The sequence below is a fragment of the Pseudomonas sp. CFII64 genome (assembly GCF_000416235.1).
Classification (GTDB): domain Bacteria; phylum Pseudomonadota; class Gammaproteobacteria; order Pseudomonadales; family Pseudomonadaceae; genus Aquipseudomonas.
Genome location: NZ_ATLO01000010.1, coordinates 281,399 through 298,169, shown reverse-complemented (window position 1 = coordinate 298,169; position 16,771 = coordinate 281,399). Strand labels below are relative to the sequence as shown.

17 protein-coding genes are annotated in these 16,771 nt (G+C 60.1%); 4 read left to right on the top strand and 13 right to left on the bottom strand.

Features of this window, described 5'->3' with window-relative positions:
- Nucleotides 1-19: 19 nt before the first annotated feature.
- From CFII64_RS06300 to CFII64_RS06260, 9 genes are all read right to left on the bottom strand, one after another.
- On the bottom strand, nucleotides 20-676 hold the full coding sequence (locus tag CFII64_RS06300; protein ID WP_020289944.1) for a glutathione S-transferase N-terminal domain-containing protein: 657 nt from the start codon (nucleotides 674-676) through the stop codon (nucleotides 20-22).
- Nucleotides 673-1,269, bottom strand: coding sequence for a hypothetical protein (locus tag CFII64_RS06295; protein ID WP_020289943.1), 597 nt, complete (start codon nucleotides 1,267-1,269; stop codon nucleotides 673-675). Before CFII64_RS06295 ends, CFII64_RS06300 begins: the two co-directional genes overlap by 4 nt.
- A gap of 85 nt (nucleotides 1,270-1,354) precedes the next feature.
- On the bottom strand, nucleotides 1,355-2,191 hold the full coding sequence (locus tag CFII64_RS06290; RefSeq protein ID WP_020289942.1) for an amino acid ABC transporter ATP-binding protein: 837 nt from the start codon (nucleotides 2,189-2,191) through the stop codon (nucleotides 1,355-1,357).
- The gene (locus CFII64_RS06285; protein ID WP_020289941.1) at nucleotides 2,178-2,966 is read right to left on the bottom strand and encodes an amino acid ABC transporter permease; all 789 of its coding nucleotides are present in this window, start codon (nucleotides 2,964-2,966) and stop codon (nucleotides 2,178-2,180) included. Before CFII64_RS06285 ends, CFII64_RS06290 begins: the two co-directional genes overlap by 14 nt.
- The gene (locus CFII64_RS06280) at nucleotides 2,956-3,690 is read right to left on the bottom strand and encodes an amino acid ABC transporter permease (protein ID WP_020289940.1); all 735 of its coding nucleotides are present in this window, start codon (nucleotides 3,688-3,690) and stop codon (nucleotides 2,956-2,958) included. Before CFII64_RS06280 ends, CFII64_RS06285 begins: the two co-directional genes overlap by 11 nt.
- Complete coding sequence (locus tag CFII64_RS06275; RefSeq protein ID WP_020289939.1) at nucleotides 3,687-4,904, bottom strand: aminotransferase class I/II-fold pyridoxal phosphate-dependent enzyme; 1,218 nt, start codon at nucleotides 4,902-4,904, stop codon at nucleotides 3,687-3,689. The genes CFII64_RS06280 and CFII64_RS06275 overlap by 4 nt, the downstream gene beginning before the upstream one ends.
- Entirely contained in the window at nucleotides 4,901-6,337 is a 1,437-nt protein-coding gene (locus tag CFII64_RS06270; RefSeq protein ID WP_020289938.1) for an FAD-binding oxidoreductase, read from the bottom strand. Before CFII64_RS06270 ends, CFII64_RS06275 begins: the two co-directional genes overlap by 4 nt.
- Nucleotides 6,334-7,173 (bottom strand): transporter substrate-binding domain-containing protein, encoded by an 840-nt coding sequence (locus CFII64_RS06265; protein WP_020289937.1) that lies wholly within the window; start codon nucleotides 7,171-7,173, stop codon nucleotides 6,334-6,336. Before CFII64_RS06265 ends, CFII64_RS06270 begins: the two co-directional genes overlap by 4 nt.
- A gap of 98 nt (nucleotides 7,174-7,271) precedes the next feature.
- Entirely contained in the window at nucleotides 7,272-8,105 is an 834-nt protein-coding gene (locus tag CFII64_RS06260; RefSeq protein WP_020289936.1) for a transporter substrate-binding domain-containing protein, read from the bottom strand.
- Nucleotides 8,106-8,352: 247 nt separating this feature from the next.
- Between CFII64_RS06260 and CFII64_RS06255 the strand changes: the two genes are divergently transcribed.
- Nucleotides 8,353-9,222: a LysR substrate-binding domain-containing protein gene (locus CFII64_RS06255; protein WP_020289935.1), complete on the top strand. Its 870-nt coding sequence runs from the start codon at nucleotides 8,353-8,355 to the stop codon at nucleotides 9,220-9,222.
- Nucleotides 9,223-9,240: 18 nt separating this feature from the next.
- On the opposite strand, the gene CFII64_RS06250 is transcribed toward CFII64_RS06255, so the two are convergent.
- From CFII64_RS06250 to CFII64_RS06240, 3 genes are all read right to left on the bottom strand, one after another.
- On the bottom strand, nucleotides 9,241-10,245 hold the full coding sequence (locus tag CFII64_RS06250) for a succinylglutamate desuccinylase/aspartoacylase family protein (RefSeq protein ID WP_020289934.1): 1,005 nt from the start codon (nucleotides 10,243-10,245) through the stop codon (nucleotides 9,241-9,243).
- A gap of 83 nt (nucleotides 10,246-10,328) precedes the next feature.
- Nucleotides 10,329-11,645: an MFS transporter gene (locus CFII64_RS06245; protein ID WP_020289933.1), complete on the bottom strand. Its 1,317-nt coding sequence runs from the start codon at nucleotides 11,643-11,645 to the stop codon at nucleotides 10,329-10,331.
- A 243-nt stretch (nucleotides 11,646-11,888) separates the two neighbouring features.
- Nucleotides 11,889-12,806 (bottom strand): LysR family transcriptional regulator, encoded by a 918-nt coding sequence (locus tag CFII64_RS06240; RefSeq protein ID WP_020289932.1) that lies wholly within the window; start codon nucleotides 12,804-12,806, stop codon nucleotides 11,889-11,891.
- Nucleotides 12,807-13,002: 196 nt separating this feature from the next.
- Between CFII64_RS06240 and CFII64_RS06235 the strand changes: the two genes are divergently transcribed.
- From CFII64_RS06235 to CFII64_RS06225, 3 genes are all read left to right on the top strand, one after another.
- Nucleotides 13,003-14,223: a putative DNA modification/repair radical SAM protein gene (locus CFII64_RS06235; RefSeq protein WP_020289931.1), complete on the top strand. Its 1,221-nt coding sequence runs from the start codon at nucleotides 13,003-13,005 to the stop codon at nucleotides 14,221-14,223.
- On the top strand, nucleotides 14,220-15,125 hold the full coding sequence (locus CFII64_RS06230; RefSeq protein WP_020289930.1) for a TIGR03915 family putative DNA repair protein: 906 nt from the start codon (nucleotides 14,220-14,222) through the stop codon (nucleotides 15,123-15,125). Before CFII64_RS06235 ends, CFII64_RS06230 begins: the two co-directional genes overlap by 4 nt.
- 431 nt (nucleotides 15,126-15,556) lie before the next feature.
- Nucleotides 15,557-15,889 (top strand): helix-turn-helix domain-containing protein, encoded by a 333-nt coding sequence (locus tag CFII64_RS06225; RefSeq protein ID WP_020289929.1) that lies wholly within the window; start codon nucleotides 15,557-15,559, stop codon nucleotides 15,887-15,889.
- Nucleotides 15,890-15,916: 27 nt separating this feature from the next.
- On the opposite strand, the gene CFII64_RS06220 is transcribed toward CFII64_RS06225, so the two are convergent.
- Nucleotides 15,917-16,759, bottom strand: a complete 843-nt coding sequence (locus CFII64_RS06220; protein WP_020289928.1) for a PhzF family phenazine biosynthesis protein — start codon at nucleotides 16,757-16,759, stop codon at nucleotides 15,917-15,919.
- Nucleotides 16,760-16,771: the final 12 nt, after the last annotated feature.

Below are 16,771 nucleotides of genomic sequence, written 5' to 3'. Positions count from 1 at the left end.
CTCGCTCCAACGGGCAGCTTTACTGCAAGACCAACGACCGCTCCGCCGCCGCCACTTCACGACCCTTGGCATACGCACGCTGCACAGCCGAACGGGTCTTGATGCGTTCGCGCCAGGCGTCGATATGGGGATAGCGAGCCAGATCCTGGCCCTGACGCAGCGGCTGAATCCACGGGAAAATCGCCATATCGGCGATGGAGTATTCCCCCGCCACAAACGGCACCTCGCCAAGACGTTTTTCCAGCACGCCATACAGGCGCGTCGCTTCGGCGTTGAGCAGGTCCAGGGCAAACGGAATCGGCTCGGGGGCCTTTTCCTTGAACAGCTGCAACTGGCTCAGATACGGCGTGATATGCCCGACCTGCCAGAACAGCCATTCCTGCACCCGCTGGCGTTCAACGCTGTCAGCGGCAGGCACAAAGCGCCCGGCCTTGCTGGCCAGGTAATTGAGGATCGCGCCGGACTCGAACAGGCTCAGCGGTGCATTACCGACATCCGGTTCATGATCGACAATCGCCGGAATGCGCCCATTGGCGCTCAGGCGCTGGAAGCTGTCCTGCTTCTGCTCGCCGATGCGAATGTTGATTGGCAGCGTGCGGTACTCCTGCCCGAGTTCTTCGAGCAGGATGGCGACTTTCAGGCCATTACCGGTGGGCCAGTAATAAAAGTCGATCATGCATAGGCCTTGATCGAAGGGGCCATTTGCGAGGCGTTGTAATTGAGCACGCGACCTTCTTCGTTGACGCCATAACGACCATTCAACGATTCCAGCGGACGACCGTACAAATGGAAGTGCAATGTCGGTGTTTCGCCTTCAACGAGGATGCCGTGCAGATCATCACCCAGGAAACCGATTGGCGTCCCCGGCTGAACCACCACTTCCTTGTCCAGCACCAGTCTGGCGTACTGCGGATCGCTGCCGTCGTCGCTACGCGCCCACACGTAATTGATTTCCTGGCCCTGCACGGCAACGATCACCGCCCAGGTTTCGTGATTGTGCGGCAGGGTTTTCTTGCCCGGCAGCAGCGAGTTCATGTACAGCGTCGGCGTCTCGCCATCATCGTTCAGGCGGTAGCGAAAGGCAGTGTCGCCCTCGCCCGGCACCGGCGACGGGAACGCGTCGAAATTGAACAGATCGTGACGCGCGGCCAGCCCCTCCAGCAGGCCGATGATTTCTTGCAGCGCCGCACGGTCTACGCCGCGCTGGTTGATGACACGGACTTGTTCGAGAAGCGTCTCGATGGCTTGGGCACGGTTTTCGGTAGTCATGAAAAATACTCCTGGGAGGTCATTGCAGTCGGTTTTTTATAAAACTGCACGCAGGTAACGCCTGCTTCGCAGGTCTTCTGGTCATTCAAACGGACAAGCTGTATCGGCTGATATTGCTCAGCAAAAACGGATCACCCTTGGGCACCGGACGCCGTCCGGCATCGCCCAGGGCATGGCGCAGGAATTCGTGAGTTCGTTCACTGGTCGGGTGCTGGAAAATCTGCTCGGCACTGCCATGTTCGACAATCAGGCCGTTTTCGGTGAAATACACCACGTCGCTGATTTCCTCGGCAAAACGCATTTCGTGGGTGACCAGCACGCAGGTCATGCCCTCTTCGGTCAGCTCGCGAATCACCGTCAGCACTTCACCAACGGTTTCCGGGTCCAGTGCCGAGGTCACCTCATCGAACAGGATCAGTTGCGGACGCATGGCCAAAGCACGGGCGATTGCCACCCGCTGTTGCTGTCCGCCGGACAGTTGCCCCGGATACGCGTCGGCCTTGTGTTCCATGCGAACCTTGGCCAGCAGTGCGCGGGCTTCCTGCTCGGCGTCGGCGCGATTACGGCCCAGCACCTTGCGGGGCGCGATCACCAGGTTTTCCAGCACCGACAGATGCGGAAACAGGTTGTATTGCTGAAACACAAAACCCACGCGTTTGCGCAGTTCGATGCGCTGCGCTTCGTTGGCCAGCTTGTCCACTTCGGTGTCGCCAACGCGAATCGTGCCGCGCTGGGTTGGCAACAGCCCGGTGATGCAGCGCAGGATCGTTGATTTACCCGAGCCGGACGGGCCGATGATCGACACCGCCTGGCCGCGCTGCACATCAAGGTCGATGCCTTTGAGCACATGATTGCTGCCGAACGACAAATGCAGGTCACGCAGGCTGACCAAGGGCTGCGAAGCGGTTTCAATAGAAGGCATAACGGCGCTCCAGGCGTTGGGTCAGTCGGGAAATCGGGTAGCAATAAGCGAAGAACAACGCCAGCAAGCTGAAGTAGATCAGCACGGTAAAACCGGTCTGGTTGACGGTGTTGCTGGCGATCTGCGCCGTGTCGATCACGTCATGCACGCCCACCAGCGAGGCCAGCGCCGTGCCCATGGTGATCACCGCGTACAGGTTCATCCACGGCGGCAACATGCGTTTGAAGCACTGTGGCAGGATGATCGAAGTGAAGATCTGCCAGCGCGTAAAGGCCAGCGAGCGCGCCGCCTCCCATTGCGTGCTGGGGATCGAGGCGATAGCGCCACGGAAGATTTCCGCAACGTTGGCACTGGCGGGCAGCGCCAGGCCGATAGTTACCTTTACCCAATCCGGGAACGACACGTACGAGCTGCCAATGTGAATCTCGAACGGGAATACATAGGTCGTGAAGTAGATCAGCACCAGCCACGGCGCATTGCGGAAGATCTGCACCCAGATGCGTGCCGGCAAACGCAGCAGCCAGGTCGGCGAAAGCGCCAAGGCACCGATCAACAGCCCCATCACCGAACCCAGGCCGATGGCCACCAGGCTGATCAGAATGTTCTGCCCGAAGCCTTTGGCCAGCGCCGGGGACCATTGCACCAAGGCCAGGAAAACCGGGCTGTGCGGCGCGGCGAATATCAGCCAGGCCACTGCGGCCAGCAACACGGCCAGCTTGCCCATGTGGCGACGCGGCCAGGCCAGCGGCGCAACGGCAGATGAATCAATGGCCATAACCGGGCATCCTCAGGCGCGCTTCAAGGGCGCGGCCAACACAATTGACGACAAAGCTCAGCAAGCCGAAGAACGAGAGAATCAGAATCATCAGTTCCAGCACGTTATCGCTCTGGGTCCAGATCATGATCGCTGCGTAAGTGATGTCGCCCACAGCGATGGCCGAGGCAACGGCGGTCATTTTCACCAGGTCGATCAGATTGTTGATCAGCGACGGCAGCGCAAAGCGCAGGGCCAGCGGCAACTGCACGTTCCACAACAACTGGCGACTGCTGAACGCCAGGGAGCTGGCGGCTTCCAGGGTCACGGCGGGCACCGCTTCGATGCCGGCGCGCAAGGCTTCAGCGTGAAACGCGCCTTTGTGCAGGGAAATCACGATCACCACCCAGGCAAACGGCGTCAGCGGATTGGCCGCGCCTACCGCCTGGGTCAACAGCATGTTCAGCACCAGAAACGCGCAGTACAGCTGCACCAGCGTCGGCGTGTTGCGGGTGACTTCAATGAATACCCGCGCCGGCGTCGCCAGATAGCCCTTGCCCGAGGTCAACATCGCCGCCAGCGCGACGCCGACCAACAGGCTGCCGACGATGGTGAAGGCGCACAGCAAAATGCTGGTCAGCGCGCCGTCGACCATGGAGCCACGTTGATAGGCATCCAGAAGAAAGCTGTAGTTGAGGCCAAAGCCCGCCGTCCAGTGAACGAACAATTCCAGCCAATGACTCATTGCGGCGCCTCGATCAACAGGCGTTCACAGGCAGCGGCGATACGTCGGCCCGCTTCGGCAACGCTGGCGGTGGCCGTGGCGATGGACAAGCGAAACCACGGTGATAGACCGTAAGCGCTGCCCGCGACACCGGCAACGCCGGACTCCAGCAGCCAGTCCACCACGTCAGCGTCGCTGTCCAGGCGCACGCCGTCCGGGCGAAAGCGACCAAGCAAACCTGCGCAACGCACAAACACGAAGAAGCCGCCTTGTGGTTCCAGCACTTGCAAGCCGTCCACGGCGCTCAATGCCGAGACCAGCAAATCCCGGCGCTGCCGATAGGCCGCTACCTGCTCGGGAAGAAATCCCAGCCCGCCCTCAAACGCCGCCAATGCCGCCGCCTGCCCCACCGAAGAGGCGCCGGACGTGGACTGCGATTGCACCACAGTCATCGCGGTGGTCAGTTCTTTTGGCCCGGCGCCGAAGCCGATGCGCCAGCCGGTCATGGCGTAGGTCTTGGACACGCCGCCCACCAGCAGGCAGCGGGCTTGCAGATCCGGCGCCACATTGAGCAAATTCAGTGCCGAATGATCATCGAAACGGATGTGCTCGTAGAGTTCGTCGAGCAATACCAGCACCTGCGGATGACGGCGCAGCACCTCGGCCAGCGCCAGCAGCTCTGCTTCGCTGTACACCGCGCCGCTTGGGTTGCCGGGGCCGTTGAGAATCAGCCAGCGGGTGCGCTCGGTGATGTGCTGTTCCAGTTGAATCGGCGTCAGCTTGCAGCCCTGCGCCAGGCCGCACTCGATGAACACCGGTTCGCCGCCGCTGAAACGCACGCTGTCCGGGAACGACGGCCAGTAAGGAACCGGCACCAACACTTCATCGCCGTCATCCAGGGTTGCGGCAAAAGCGTTGTAGATGATCTGTTTCGCGCCGTTGGCAATCACGATGGACGCCAGCGGGTAATCCAGACGGTTCTCGCCCTTGAGCTTGCTTTGCACTGCCTCGCGCAAGGCCCGTACACCGGGAGTCGGGGTGTATTTGGTGTCGCCTGCGGCGATGGCGGCGTAGGCGGCCTGCTTGATGTGTTCCGGAGTGTCGAAATCCGGCTCGCCGGTGGTCAGATCGAGAATATCGACGCCAGCCTCACGCAGTGCTGTGACTCGGGATTTGGCCGCCGCATTGGCGGACAGCGTGACGCGCTGCACGCGCTTGGACAGACGCACACTCATTGGGATTCTCCGTCGTCGTCCAAGGTAAATACCTTGCCCGGGTTGAGCAGATTCTGCGGATCGAGGGCGCGCTTGATACGCCGCATCAGATCCAGTTCCACCGGGCTTTTGTAACGGGGCAACATCGCCAGCTTGCGTTGACCGATGCCATGTTCGGCACTGATCGAGCCGCCATGGGCGTGGGCGCTGTCGTGAACCAGTTCGCTCAACGCCACGTAGTTCTTCATGTGCGCTTCGACGCTGGAGTCCAGCGGATGGGCCACGTTGTAGTGCAGATTGCCGTCACCCAGATGGCCGAACGTGAAGTTGCGCACGCCGGGAAAGCGCTCTTGCAGCAGCGCATCGGTGTGGGTTACGAATTCGACGATCCGGGAAATCGGCACCGAAATGTCGTGCTTCATGTTGCGACCGGCACGTTGCTGCGCCTCGCTCATGTTCTCGCGCAGCACCCAGAGCGCTTCGCTCTGGGCCAGGCTTTCGGCAATCAAGGCATCCGCCAGCAAACCCGACTCGAATGCTTCACCGAGCACCTCTTCGAAGGTTTGTCGTGCATGGGTTTCGCTGTGATTGTCCGAGAGTTCCAGCAGCGCAAACCAGGGCTGCGGCGCATCCAGGAAAGGCTGCGGCCCGTCGGGAAACTGCTCGCGCAGCAAGGTCAGGCAGTCAGCGGTCAACAATTCGAACGCCGTGAGGCTCGCGCCGAATCCGGCCCGGGCGTGGGACAGCAAATCAATCGCCTGCGCCAAAGAATCGAAGGCCAGCAACGCCGTGGCCTGCGCCTTGGGCAGCGGAAACAGCTTGAGGGTCGCCGCCGTGATAATGCCCAGCGTGCCTTCGCTGCCGATGTACAGGTCGCGCAGGTCGTAACCGGTGTTGTCCTTGCGCAAGCCGCGCAGGCCATCCCAGATTTCGCCTTCGGCCGTGACCACTTCCAGGCCAAGCGTCAACTCGCGGGTGTTGCCATAGCGCAGCACGGCGGTGCCGCCCGCGTTGGTGCCCAGATTGCCGCCGATGGTGCAACTGCCCTCTGCGCCCAGGCTCAATGGAAACAGCCGCCCGGCACCCCGCGCCACGTCCTGCAGATTCTGCAGAATGCAGCCCGCCTCGACGGTCAGCGTATCGTTGTCGGTATCAATCGCACGCACATGGTTCAAGCGATCCAGCAGCAACAATACCGAAGTACCGCTGCTGTCCGGCGTCGCTGCGCCCATCAAGCCGGTGTTGCCGCCCTGCACCACAATCGGCGCCGCGTGGGCAACGCACAAGCGCACCACGGCGGCGACTTCTTCGGTGTTGGCCGGATGCACAGCCGCGACGACCTGACCGACGTACGTGCCTTGTTTGTCAGTCAGCCACGGGCGGGCCTGCTCGCCGTTCTGCACGTGGTTGGCGCCCAACAGCTGTTGCAAGGCTTGGAACAGGGCGGCACTCATGGCGTTACCGCCAGAGGTGCGGCGCTTTTGTATTTCTCGTGCAACTCACGCAAGGCTTGGGACGGGGCCATACCGGTGCGCTGGCCAACATCGATCAACCAGCCGCTGCGATGCCAGTCGCGAATGATCGCGTCGAGTCTGGCCTGCACGTCGTGTTCACCCTTGCGTACCCAGATCACTGAGTTGGACGGGATCAGGTCGCTCGGCAGCGGCGTTTCGTAGCCTGACCAATCCGCATCGTCGAGCAATGCATGCATGGTCGGGCTGACGTGCACCGCCGCTACGCAACCGTTGCCGCGCAACGACAGCAGCGACTCGGACTGGCTGCGGAATGCCTTGATCTCGGCGCCGTAGGTTTCCTGCAAAGGCTTGATGAAGTTGCTGCCCTGGGAGACGCACACCGGCTTGCCCTTGAGGTCTTCCCATTTGCTGATGCCTGCGCCTTTACGGATCAACGCGGCGCCGCCGACTTCTTCATAAGGGGTCGGCGCATAATCGAGAATCTGTGCGCGTTCGTCGGTGTACTGCATGTTGGCGATCAGCAGATCGACCTTGCCCTGTTGCAGGAACTGCACGCGATTGGGTGCCAGTACCGAAACGGTTTCCAGTTCGACGCCCAGCTGTTTGGCGATGCCTTTGGCCAGCTCGACGTTGTAGCCCAGATGCTCGCCGGTCTTCGGGTCGATGGTGCCGAACGGCGGGCCGCTGAGAATCACGCCGATGCTGACCTTATGCCGCTGCTGGATCTTGTCCAACGTTGCATCGGCATGGGCCAGGCCAGCGCAAAGCACAAGCCCCAGAGCGGTCAGGGTTTTGCGGGCGAAGAATGTGTTCATGAAGATTCCTTGTTAGGCGCTGGATTTGCCTGTTCGGGGACAAGTCCCCTCCTACCGACCGATCGACGCTGTTTGCACTTCTTTCGGCGCTGAAGACTTCAGCCTTTGAATTTGTCGTGCAAATCCACCAACGCTGGCGAGGCAGGCGTGATGTGGTGGCGTTTTTCCGCTTCGATCAGGAAACCGCTGCGGTGCCAGTCTTTGACGATGGCATCCAGTTTGGCCTGGGTATCCACTTCGCCCAGGCGCGTCCAGATTACCGACGGCGCTGGATTGAGTTCCGGGGCAATGGCGCGGTAATCCTTCCATTCGGCGTTATCGGCCAACAACGGATTGATCAGCGTAGCATCGTGGACAGCCGCGACGCAGTTGTTGCCGCGCAGTGCCAGCAAGGATTCCGACGAACTTTTGAAGGCCTTGAGTTCAGCGCCGAGCTCGGTCAGCGGCTTGACATAGCTGCTGCCCTGAGACGTGCAGACCGGCTGGCCCTTGAGGTCTTGCCAAGTGGTGATCTTGCTGTCTTTCAATACGGCGGCAGTGCCGCCGACCCAGTAGAAAGGCGTTGGCACCGAGCCGAGAATCTGCCCGCGCTCAGCCGTCCATTCCATGTTGGCGATCAGCAGATCAACCTTGCCCTGCTGCAAGAACTGCACGCGGTTGGCGGGCAGCACCGGCACCAGTTCCACTTCCGCATTCAGCCTGCGGCCCAGGTCTTCGGCCAGATCGACGTTCAAGCCTTTGGGCTTCTGATTGGCGGGGTCGATGGAGCCAAACGGGCCACCGGACAACAACACGCCGACCACCAGACGATGGCGCTCCTGGATTTTGTCCAGGGTTGCATCCGCCTGAACCCAACCGCTGAATGCCAGCGAGAACAGAATACCCAGCACGGCGGGCATTGATTTTGAAGCTGGCAAACGAGTGTTCGGCATGGAATTCCCCTGGCTGATGATCGGCGTACCCCGACCTGATGTGTGGGCATCCTAGGTACAGCCAGCGACGAACGGAAATTCAAATATCAAATATGGTTATAACTTTCAGTATCCAAGATGCGACACACAGTGTAAAAACCCCATGTCTATTGGTCTAAACCCGAATAGCCAATAAACGCTTTTCACATTCACATAAAAATACGTAATGTATTAAGCCTCGACGCTGATATGAATCCATTCAAAAAACATGGCTGACACCGACGCTACCGCAACCCTCGACCTGGATTTGCTCCGCACGTTCATCGCCGTGGTCGACCACCACAGCTTCGCCGAGGCCGGCGCGCAGCTGGCGAGAACCCAATCCTCGGTCACTCAGCATATGCAGCGCCTGGAGCAGCAAGTGGGCGTGAGTCTTTTTCAGAAGCAGGGCAGGCAAAAGCAGCTGACCGAACCGGGCCGCCAGCTATTGCGGCACGCGCGGCTGATGCTTTCGCTGAATGATGAAGCGCTTAACTCGCTGCGCGAAAGCAGCTTGAGCGGCGTGTTGCGCATCGGTTCGCCTCACGATATCGCCGACACCATCCTGCCGCCGATTCTCAGCCATATCGCCCGTTCGGCACCGCGCCTGCGCCTGGAAATCGACGTCGGGCGCAGCCCGTTCCTGATGGATGATCTGCATCGGGGTAAAGTCGACATGGTGATTTCCACCCGGGAAGATCCGACCCTTGAAGGCTTTGCGCTGCGCACTTCACCGGTCTGGTGGATCTGCTCGGCGCAGTACATTCATGTGCCCGACGAGCCGCTGCCACTGATTCTGGTAGACGAGCCGAGCATCTATCGACGCTATGCGCTGGAGGCGCTGGAGCGCGCCAATATTGCCTGGCGCCAGGCGTATCTGGCTTCGAACCTGATCGGTATCAAAGCCGCCACCCGCGCCGGGCTTGGCGTCACGGCGCGGAGCATGGAAATGCTCGGGCCGGACATGCGCGTATTGGGGGAAAACGACGGCCTGCCGCGTCTTCCCGATGTGACCTACCACTTGTGGATCAGGCCCAACACCGTCAACCCGCTGGCCCGCAAAGCCTACGACCTGATCCGCGCGAGCCAGGGTTTGTAGCGCTTGATTCGACGCTGATCAACGGGGCAGATGCAGGGTCGCCGGATCGATCACCTTGGCCAACCTGACCACCGTGACGCCAGGACCAAGGTGACGCAACGAAGGCTGGACCAGCACGCAATTGTCGTACGGCGTGACAATGTCGCGCTCGCCATCACGGGCGATCACAGTCCCGGCATGCTCGATCAGTTCCAGCCCGCGAAAATCCTCGCTGAACGTGAAATCCATGCTGCTGGCGACGACGGGTTCAGTCACTTGCAGGAAGCGCTGCGCAACCGGTTTGTCGGCCGACAGAAATGCGGCGACGTCGCGCTCTTCGACCACCTTGGTCGTGATCAGGAAACGCGCGGCGATATCCAGCGCAACACGCTCACTGCGCCTGGAAAAGTGCTGGCCGGTTTCGATCAACAAGGCGTTCTTCTTGCTCGCGGCGTCATTGAAGTCCCGGTAATCGCGCATACGCTTGCCATTGGGATGCCCGGCATCAACGATCACTGTTTCCGGTACGCCCAGCGCGGCGGCGAATTCCAGCCCCTTGCTGCGTGCGCCACTCATCATCACTGGCGCGGCTTCTTCGTGCATCGAGTGAATATCCAGCAGCAAGTCAACGCTGTCGATAATCGGCCGCAGTGCCCGCGCCCGATTCAGCTCGACGGTCGATTCTTCACCGTCGAGCCGGGCAGGCAGCCAGACCCGATTCATGTCTTCGTCGATATAGCGGGTCGCGTCGATGTCCTGCGAATCGAAGCGGTTGTAGGCTTCGACGTTGCCGAACGCCAGGGTCAATCGGCCTTGGCGTGGGCGAATGCCTGCGCGCAACAGCGCATCGACGGCAATCGCGCCGCTGACTTCGTTGCCATGGGTCAGGGCCATGATCATCACGTGCGGGCCGGGCTCGTCACTGGCAAAACTGTGTACGTAGTCAACGCCGTCAGTGCCGGTCTGCCATTGGCTGATGTCCGGAAACTCGACCTCCATGGGGTACGGTTGCAGCGTTGCGCGAACTTGTTCAAGGGTCTTCATTGCAATCTCCGACAGTCAAAGGCGTGTATCCGCCAGCCCCATTGAGCTGGCATGAAATGATCTTGTTATGGGTGGTTTGAATATCAGTGCTGGACGGTTCCGCGCATACGGCGGCCCAAGGCGACGACGGCGATCACGCTGATCAGCGCGGTGCCCATGACGTAGAAACTCGGCGCCAGCTTGCTGCCGGTGGCCTCGATCATCCAGGTCACGATCAGTGGCGCGAAACCACCGAACAAGGTGACGGAAAAGTTGTAACTCAAGGCCAGCCCCGTGCCACGAATGCTGGTCGGGAAGATATCCGCGAGCATGGCCGGAATCGGTCCCAGACACGCTGCAATCAACACCCCGACGATGGCCTGCACCAGCAACAACGTGGTGACGGTGGGATAGGTATTGAGCAGAACGAACATCGGGTACGACGACAGGCCGGTGATCAACAGCGCAATGCTCAACACCCGGAATCGGCCATGGGTATCGGACAGCGTGCCAAACACAGGTGCCATAAACATCAAGGTCACGCCGGTCACCAGGGCGCCCATGTACGAGGAGGTCGCAGCAATGTGCAGCTGTTTGAGGGCGTAGGTCGGCATGTACAGCTTGTGCACGTAGTTGAACGCCGTGGCGCCAGCGACAACCCCGATGGCCAGCAACAGGCTGACATGGCCTTTGATCAGCACATCGCGCAGTGGAGTTCGCTTTGGCGCATCGACGGCAGCGGCGACTTTCTGGAAATCCGGTGTTTCGTCGATCTGGCTACGAATGTAGAAACCCACCGGGCCAATCAGCAAACCGATACCGAACGCGACTCTCCAGCCCCAATCGTTGAGCTGCACGTCGGTCAACACATAACTCAGCAATGCACTGACGCCAGCGGCCAACACCGTTGCCAGGCCTTGGGTCGACAACTGCCAGCTGGCGAAGAAGCCCCGGCGCTTGGCATCGGCGTGCTCGACCATGAAGGCCGTCGCCGCGCCGAACTCGCCACCGGTGGAGAAACCTTGCAGCATCCGCGCAACGATGATGATCATCGGCGCGGCGACCCCAATCTGCTGGTACGACGGCGTAAAGGTGATCATCGCCGTGCCGATCATCATGATCAGGATCGACATCGTCAGCGAAGCCTTGCGCCCTGCCCGGTCCGCATAGGAACCCAGCACCATCGCACCCAGAGGCCGCATGAGGAAGGAGATGCCAAACGAACCGACGCTGAGCAAAAGCGACGTGGTTTCGTTATCCGAGGGGAAAAACAGCTTGCCGATAACCACCGCGAAATAGCCGTAGATCAGCAGGTCATAGAATTCGAGTGCGTTGCCAATACTGGCCGCGACGATTTCCTTCCATGGGCCGCGCTTTGGCCTGGCAATGGAAGCATGTGTTGCAGTGGTTTGAAGTGTCATGAATGAGCCCCGGCTTCTCAGAGGCAAGTGCTCTTGTCGAATGGTCAGGGCGACAATGCACTTGCGATATTTTTATCAGCGGGAGTGCTCGAACAGCTGAAGATGCCTGATTCGTTCACCCTGGGACTAACTTGAATCAACACTTATGCCGGAACAATTGCTGTTTGGGCACATCCTTGAGCCCATTGGGCACGCCGGGCACCGCTACTGGGTTTGCGCCGCCGTGACGTTGCCAAGTTTTTTTCATTTGCCCTCTATCGGTGCATCTTCTGCCAGCCCGCGCCAGATCCTCATCACCTGTTCGGCCTGGTTTGAACTGCGTCGATGCAGGGAAATATCAAAACCGATGGTCAACTCCGGCCCACCGGCGACCACCAACTCGCCCTCCTGCAACGCGGCCCTGACCACCATGCGCGGCAGCCAGGCCAAGCCATTGCCGCGCTTGGCCATTTGCAGGATCGACTCATAGGAGTCGGCTTGATAGGTCATACGCAGCGCCAACCGCTGCGGCAGGCCGGCCAGGTGCTGGGCAAGGACGCCGCGCAATGCCAGGGTCGGCGAAAAAGCCAGCCATGGAACACTTGAAGCGCCGCCGTCCGGCGTGATCTGAAAACGCGGCTGGCCATTGGCATCGGGCGCGCTGACCGGGATCATTTCTTCACGGGCCAACACCAGCGAATCAAAGCGTTCGGGGTCAATCAGAATCTGCGTCAGCGGGCTGGAGAAAATCAGCAGCAAATCCACGTCCCCCGCCGACACCCGACTGATGGCTTCCTGCGAACCGCTGGTGACCAGCGACACCGGAAACGAGCCAAAACGCTGATTGAGCGTCTCGTACCAGTCCGGGAAAAAGTTGCTGGCCAGGGTTCGCCCGGTGGCAATCCGCAGCGGCTCATCACGATTGAGCCCGACACTCTGAAATTGCGCGCGGGCCGCCGTCAGCAGGCCCAGAGATTGGCTTGCAGCCTCAAGAAACAACAACCCGGCGGGCGTCAGCGACAGCGGTTGTTTACGTTCGATCAAGGGCACACCGAACCAGTCCTCCAACGCCTTGATCCGCCGCCCGAAGGCCGGGTGCGTCACGCAACGGATTTCCGCGGCTCGCGACAGACTCCGCGTGCGCGCCAGCTCGATGAAGTCTTCCAGCCATTCCAGTTGCATGGGTGATTCCTGTTGAAGGTGAGCGGCCGGCTTCTGAAGCGGACGTCAGTGCGCGCACATTACCTGTGAATGGCGGCGCAGCGAAGCATCGTGACGTCGATTGCCTTTCCGACCAACGTCACGCCACAGGCGATCCATTCCTTGAACACGATGCATTAGGCGATTACTGTATATCCGAACAGTAACGGAGTTTCCCATGCAGCTGATCGAAAAGCTCAGCATCCTCGCTGACGCCGCCAAATATGATGCGTCCTGCGCCAGCAGCGGCGCGCCCAAGCGCAGCTCCGAGGGCAAGGCCGGATTGGGTTCCAGCAATGGCATGGGTATCTGTCACAGCTATACGCCGGACGGCCGCTGTGTTTCGTTGCTGAAAATCCTGCTGACCAACTTTTGTCTGTATGACTGCCAATACTGCGTCAACCGCCGCTCAAGCGATGTGCCGCGCGCGCGGTTCAGCCCTGCGGAAGTGGTGACGCTGACCCTGGATTTTTACCGGCGCAACTGCGTCAGTGGCCTGTTTCTGAGTTCGGGGATCATTCGCTCGGCGGACTACACCATGGAGCAGCTGATCGAAGTCGCCCGGCTGTTGCGCGAAGAACATAATTTTCGCGGCTACATCCATCTCAAGACCATTCCGGAAGCTGATCCGCTGCTGATTGAACAGGCTGGCCGCTATGCCGATCGCCTCAGCGTCAATATTGAGTTGCCGACAGATCTGGGCCTCAAGACCTTAGCGCCGGAAAAAGACGTGGCGTCCATCAAGCAAGCCATGAAGACCATTTTTACCGGGCAGCAAACCATTCTCAACGAACCGCGCGCCCCGCGTTTCGTGCCCGCCGGGCAAAGTACGCAAATGATCGTGGGCGCCGATGACACCGACGACAGCACCATCTTGCACAGCGCCGAATCACTCTACGGCGACTTCGGTCTGCGCCGCGTCTATTACTCGGCGTTCAGCCCCATCCCCAATAGCCCGAAAAGTGTACCGCTGGCAGCCCCGCCGCTGATGCGTGAGCATCGCTTGTATCAGGCCGACTTCCTGTTGCGCGGCTACGGTTTCAAGGTCAACGAACTGTTCAAGGGGCCGGGGCATCTGGCGCTGGATATCGATCCGAAACTGGCCTGGGCCCTGGCCAATCGAGATGTGTTCCCGCTGGACCTGAATCGCGCCGAAGCCTCCCTGATCGCGCGTATTCCGGGAATCGGTATCCGCACCACCAAGCGGCTGGTCGAGCTGCGCCTGCAACGGCGGATTCGCTACGAAGACCTGACCCGCCTGCGTTGCGTGCTGGCCAAGGCCAAGCCCTTCATCATCACCAGTGATTACCACCCGCCTCAGGCGGAAACCACCAGCGAATTGCTGCATCTGCAATTGCGCGACAAACCGCAGCCACAACAACTGGGGTTGTGGGGATGATCAGCCTGGACTGCGACAATCTCTTCGACACCTGGCGGCAGCAAGCACGCTGGCTGCTCAGCCACGAAATCGATCCCAGCCAGGTGAGCTGGTCTTCAGACGTGGCCAAAGACCTGTTTGCCACGGACGAGCACTATCCGCAGCAAGCCGGTCCTTTTCAGGCGCGCATACCCTTGGCACTGATCGAACTGCTGGGCAACGCCGCATGTTATCGGGGCGAACAGCGCTGGAGCCTGCTGTATGAAGTCTTGTGGCGGGTCAGCCATGGTGATCGCACGGCCATGCTCGCCGGCGACAAACTGGGCAGTGAACTGCATCGACGGATCAAGCAAGTCAGCCGCGAAGCGCATCATTTGCATGCCTTTTTGCGCTTTGTCGAGCTGCCGGTCCTGGAATTGCCTCTGGAATTGTCGCCGCAGGAGCGATCACGCCTGGAAGCGCTTCGTCCCCAATACGTCGCCTGGCATGAACCCGCCCACGACATCCTGTACAGCGCCAGCCAGCACTTCATCGGCCGCATGGGGCTGCACCGCTGGATGATTGCCACTCCGGCGGACGGGGTTTATTTCGATGGCAAACAGCTGACCCACGAACGTGTTTGCTCCCCTGCATGGCAAGAGCTTGCGCGCAACCCGGAAGATCCTCAGGGCGAACTCTGGCTGACTTACTACCGCAACATTTTCAATCCAGCGCGACTCAATCCCAAGGTCATGCAAGGACACCTCCCCGCTCGTTTCTGGAAAAACCTGCCGGAAGGGCCTTTGATTCCCGCATTGATCAGCGAGGCCCGGACGGGTAAACAGCGTGACGGTCAGGCCAGTCAGGTTGCGGCAAAACCCGGCAAGCGCATTACCCGCGGCCCCGATCCCCTGAAAGTCATGGAGCCAGGCTCAGCACTCTAAGAGATCAGCAGCTTAATCGACTATTTAGATAACAGCCGTTGGCAATGAACAGGCAAGTTGAAAGTTATATAAACCAGGTTACGCAGCAGGCATTGTTAAATACGGTTCATCATCAGCGTCTCGCAGTGATTAGTCCATATGCAAATAACCGCCCATTTATCACGATGTTTATTTAATTCCCGTCCGCCCGCATCATTGCCTCATTTACGGCGCATAATCGTTAGCGCCAGTACGCTGTCTTACTGTGGATATTGACCACCGCCCGTCAACCTGGCGCGGCAGGCAAAATAAAAAGACCGGGCGCGCCTGCGCCTTACTCGCTACTGCGACTAAGGATAAAACTAAAGCGCTGACCCATCTGCTAAGCTGCGCCGCACAACGCACTCCCTAGAGCCCTCAATAAGAAGGCTTCAGCACCCAGAGAACCCTAAATGGAAGGCATTGGCATCCGGCTAAAATCGGAAAGAAAGAGATTGGATCTTTCCCAGCAGGAGCTAGGCGCCATCGGCGGTATAGAAGCCAACGCCCAAGGGCTCTACGAAAGGGGCAAACGGTTTCCGAACGCAGGCTACCTGGGCGCAGTTGCCCAGGCCGGAGTCGATGTGCTGTTCGTGATCACCGGCGCCCGTAAAGTCCTGGCGCTGGATGCCATGAGTGCCGGGGACACCAAGCTGCTCAAGGAACTCGACGGTTTGCCGGAAGACGTCCAGGAAGACATCAAGCGCTTGATCAGTACTCTGTTCCTGGCCGACACCCATGCCTGATCGAGAGCACCGGGCATCAGCCGATGCCTACAGTTCCAGTGTTCCATCGATGCACGTCACTGCCTCGCCACTGATCCAGATGTCATCGCCAACCCGTTCAACATGAACCCGGCCCTGTCGCCCCATGGCGGTTCCCTGGCTGACGACATAAGTCTCCGGCGCCAGTCCGGCTCCCAGCAGCCATTGCGCGATTCCCGCATTGAGACTGCCGGTAACCGGATCTTCCGGCATGCCGTCCCCGGCGATGAATGCGCGGACCTCGAACTGCGCTTCATCACCATCACGCAGCGGATCCCAAGGCGCAAATACACCGACGGCAAGCCCCGCAAGCTGCGCGTAATCGGGTTGCAGAGCCAGCACGGTGGCACGATCTTCCAGGCGCAGCGCCAGCCAACCGGCACCGTTATCGACCCAGCGCGCTTCGAGTATCGCCCTTTCGCCTAGCCCCATGCCTGAACGTATGCGCTCAAGCAACGGAGCATCGACCGCTTCCGAGCGCAGCAGTGGCGGAGCCGTGAAACCCAGTTGTGTACCTTGGCGGCGAATGCGAATCAGGCCGACACCGCACTCCTGAATGATCTCTTCACCCTTGGGTTGCCCGCCGCTTTCCAGCCAGGCATGGCAACTGCCCAATGTCGGATGCCCAGCGAAAGGCAGCTCCTGCGTCGTGGTGAAAATCCGCACCCGATAGTCCGCACGCGGATCGAGCGGTTCAAGCACAAAGGTGGTTTCGCTCAGGTTGGTCCAGCGGGCGAAGGCGGCCATCCGTGCATCACTCAGCTCATCGGCGCGCAGCACAACAGCCAGCGGGTTGCCGAGTAACCTGTGCTTGCTGAACACATCGATTTGTTTGAAATGGAAACGGCTCATGCAGGCGCACCT

Excerpts from the sequence above, each read along its gene's own strand:
- CFII64_RS06245 (WP_020289933.1), bottom strand. The coding sequence starts at position 11,645 with ATGACACTTCAAACCACTGCAACACATGCTTCCATTGCCAGGCCAAAG.
- CFII64_RS06270 (WP_020289938.1), bottom strand. The coding sequence starts at position 6,337 with ATGAGTGCCGCCCTGTTCCAAGCCTTGCAACAGCTGTTGGGCGCCAAC.
- CFII64_RS06255 (WP_020289935.1), top strand. The coding sequence starts at position 8,353 with ATGGCTGACACCGACGCTACCGCAACCCTCGACCTGGATTTGCTCCGC.
- CFII64_RS06260 (WP_020289936.1), bottom strand. The coding sequence starts at position 8,105 with ATGCCGAACACTCGTTTGCCAGCTTCAAAATCAATGCCCGCCGTGCTG.
- CFII64_RS06295 (WP_020289943.1), bottom strand. The coding sequence starts at position 1,269 with ATGACTACCGAAAACCGTGCCCAAGCCATCGAGACGCTTCTCGAACAA.
- CFII64_RS06235 (WP_020289931.1), top strand. The coding sequence starts at position 13,003 with ATGCAGCTGATCGAAAAGCTCAGCATCCTCGCTGACGCCGCCAAATAT.
- CFII64_RS06250 (WP_020289934.1), bottom strand. The coding sequence starts at position 10,245 with ATGAAGACCCTTGAACAAGTTCGCGCAACGCTGCAACCGTACCCCATG.
- CFII64_RS06240 (WP_020289932.1), bottom strand. The coding sequence starts at position 12,806 with ATGCAACTGGAATGGCTGGAAGACTTCATCGAGCTGGCGCGCACGCGG.
- CFII64_RS06230 (WP_020289930.1), top strand. The coding sequence starts at position 14,220 with ATGATCAGCCTGGACTGCGACAATCTCTTCGACACCTGGCGGCAGCAA.
- CFII64_RS06265 (WP_020289937.1), bottom strand. The coding sequence starts at position 7,173 with ATGAACACATTCTTCGCCCGCAAAACCCTGACCGCTCTGGGGCTTGTG.
- CFII64_RS06220 (WP_020289928.1), bottom strand. The coding sequence starts at position 16,759 with ATGAGCCGTTTCCATTTCAAACAAATCGATGTGTTCAGCAAGCACAGG.
- CFII64_RS06300 (WP_020289944.1), bottom strand. The coding sequence starts at position 676 with ATGATCGACTTTTATTACTGGCCCACCGGTAATGGCCTGAAAGTCGCC.
- CFII64_RS06225 (WP_020289929.1), top strand. The coding sequence starts at position 15,557 with ATGGAAGGCATTGGCATCCGGCTAAAATCGGAAAGAAAGAGATTGGAT.
- CFII64_RS06290 (WP_020289942.1), bottom strand. The coding sequence starts at position 2,191 with ATGCCTTCTATTGAAACCGCTTCGCAGCCCTTGGTCAGCCTGCGTGAC.
- CFII64_RS06280 (WP_020289940.1), bottom strand. The coding sequence starts at position 3,690 with ATGAGTCATTGGCTGGAATTGTTCGTTCACTGGACGGCGGGCTTTGGC.
- CFII64_RS06275 (WP_020289939.1), bottom strand. The coding sequence starts at position 4,904 with ATGAGTGTGCGTCTGTCCAAGCGCGTGCAGCGCGTCACGCTGTCCGCC.
- CFII64_RS06285 (WP_020289941.1), bottom strand. The coding sequence starts at position 2,966 with ATGGCCATTGATTCATCTGCCGTTGCGCCGCTGGCCTGGCCGCGTCGC.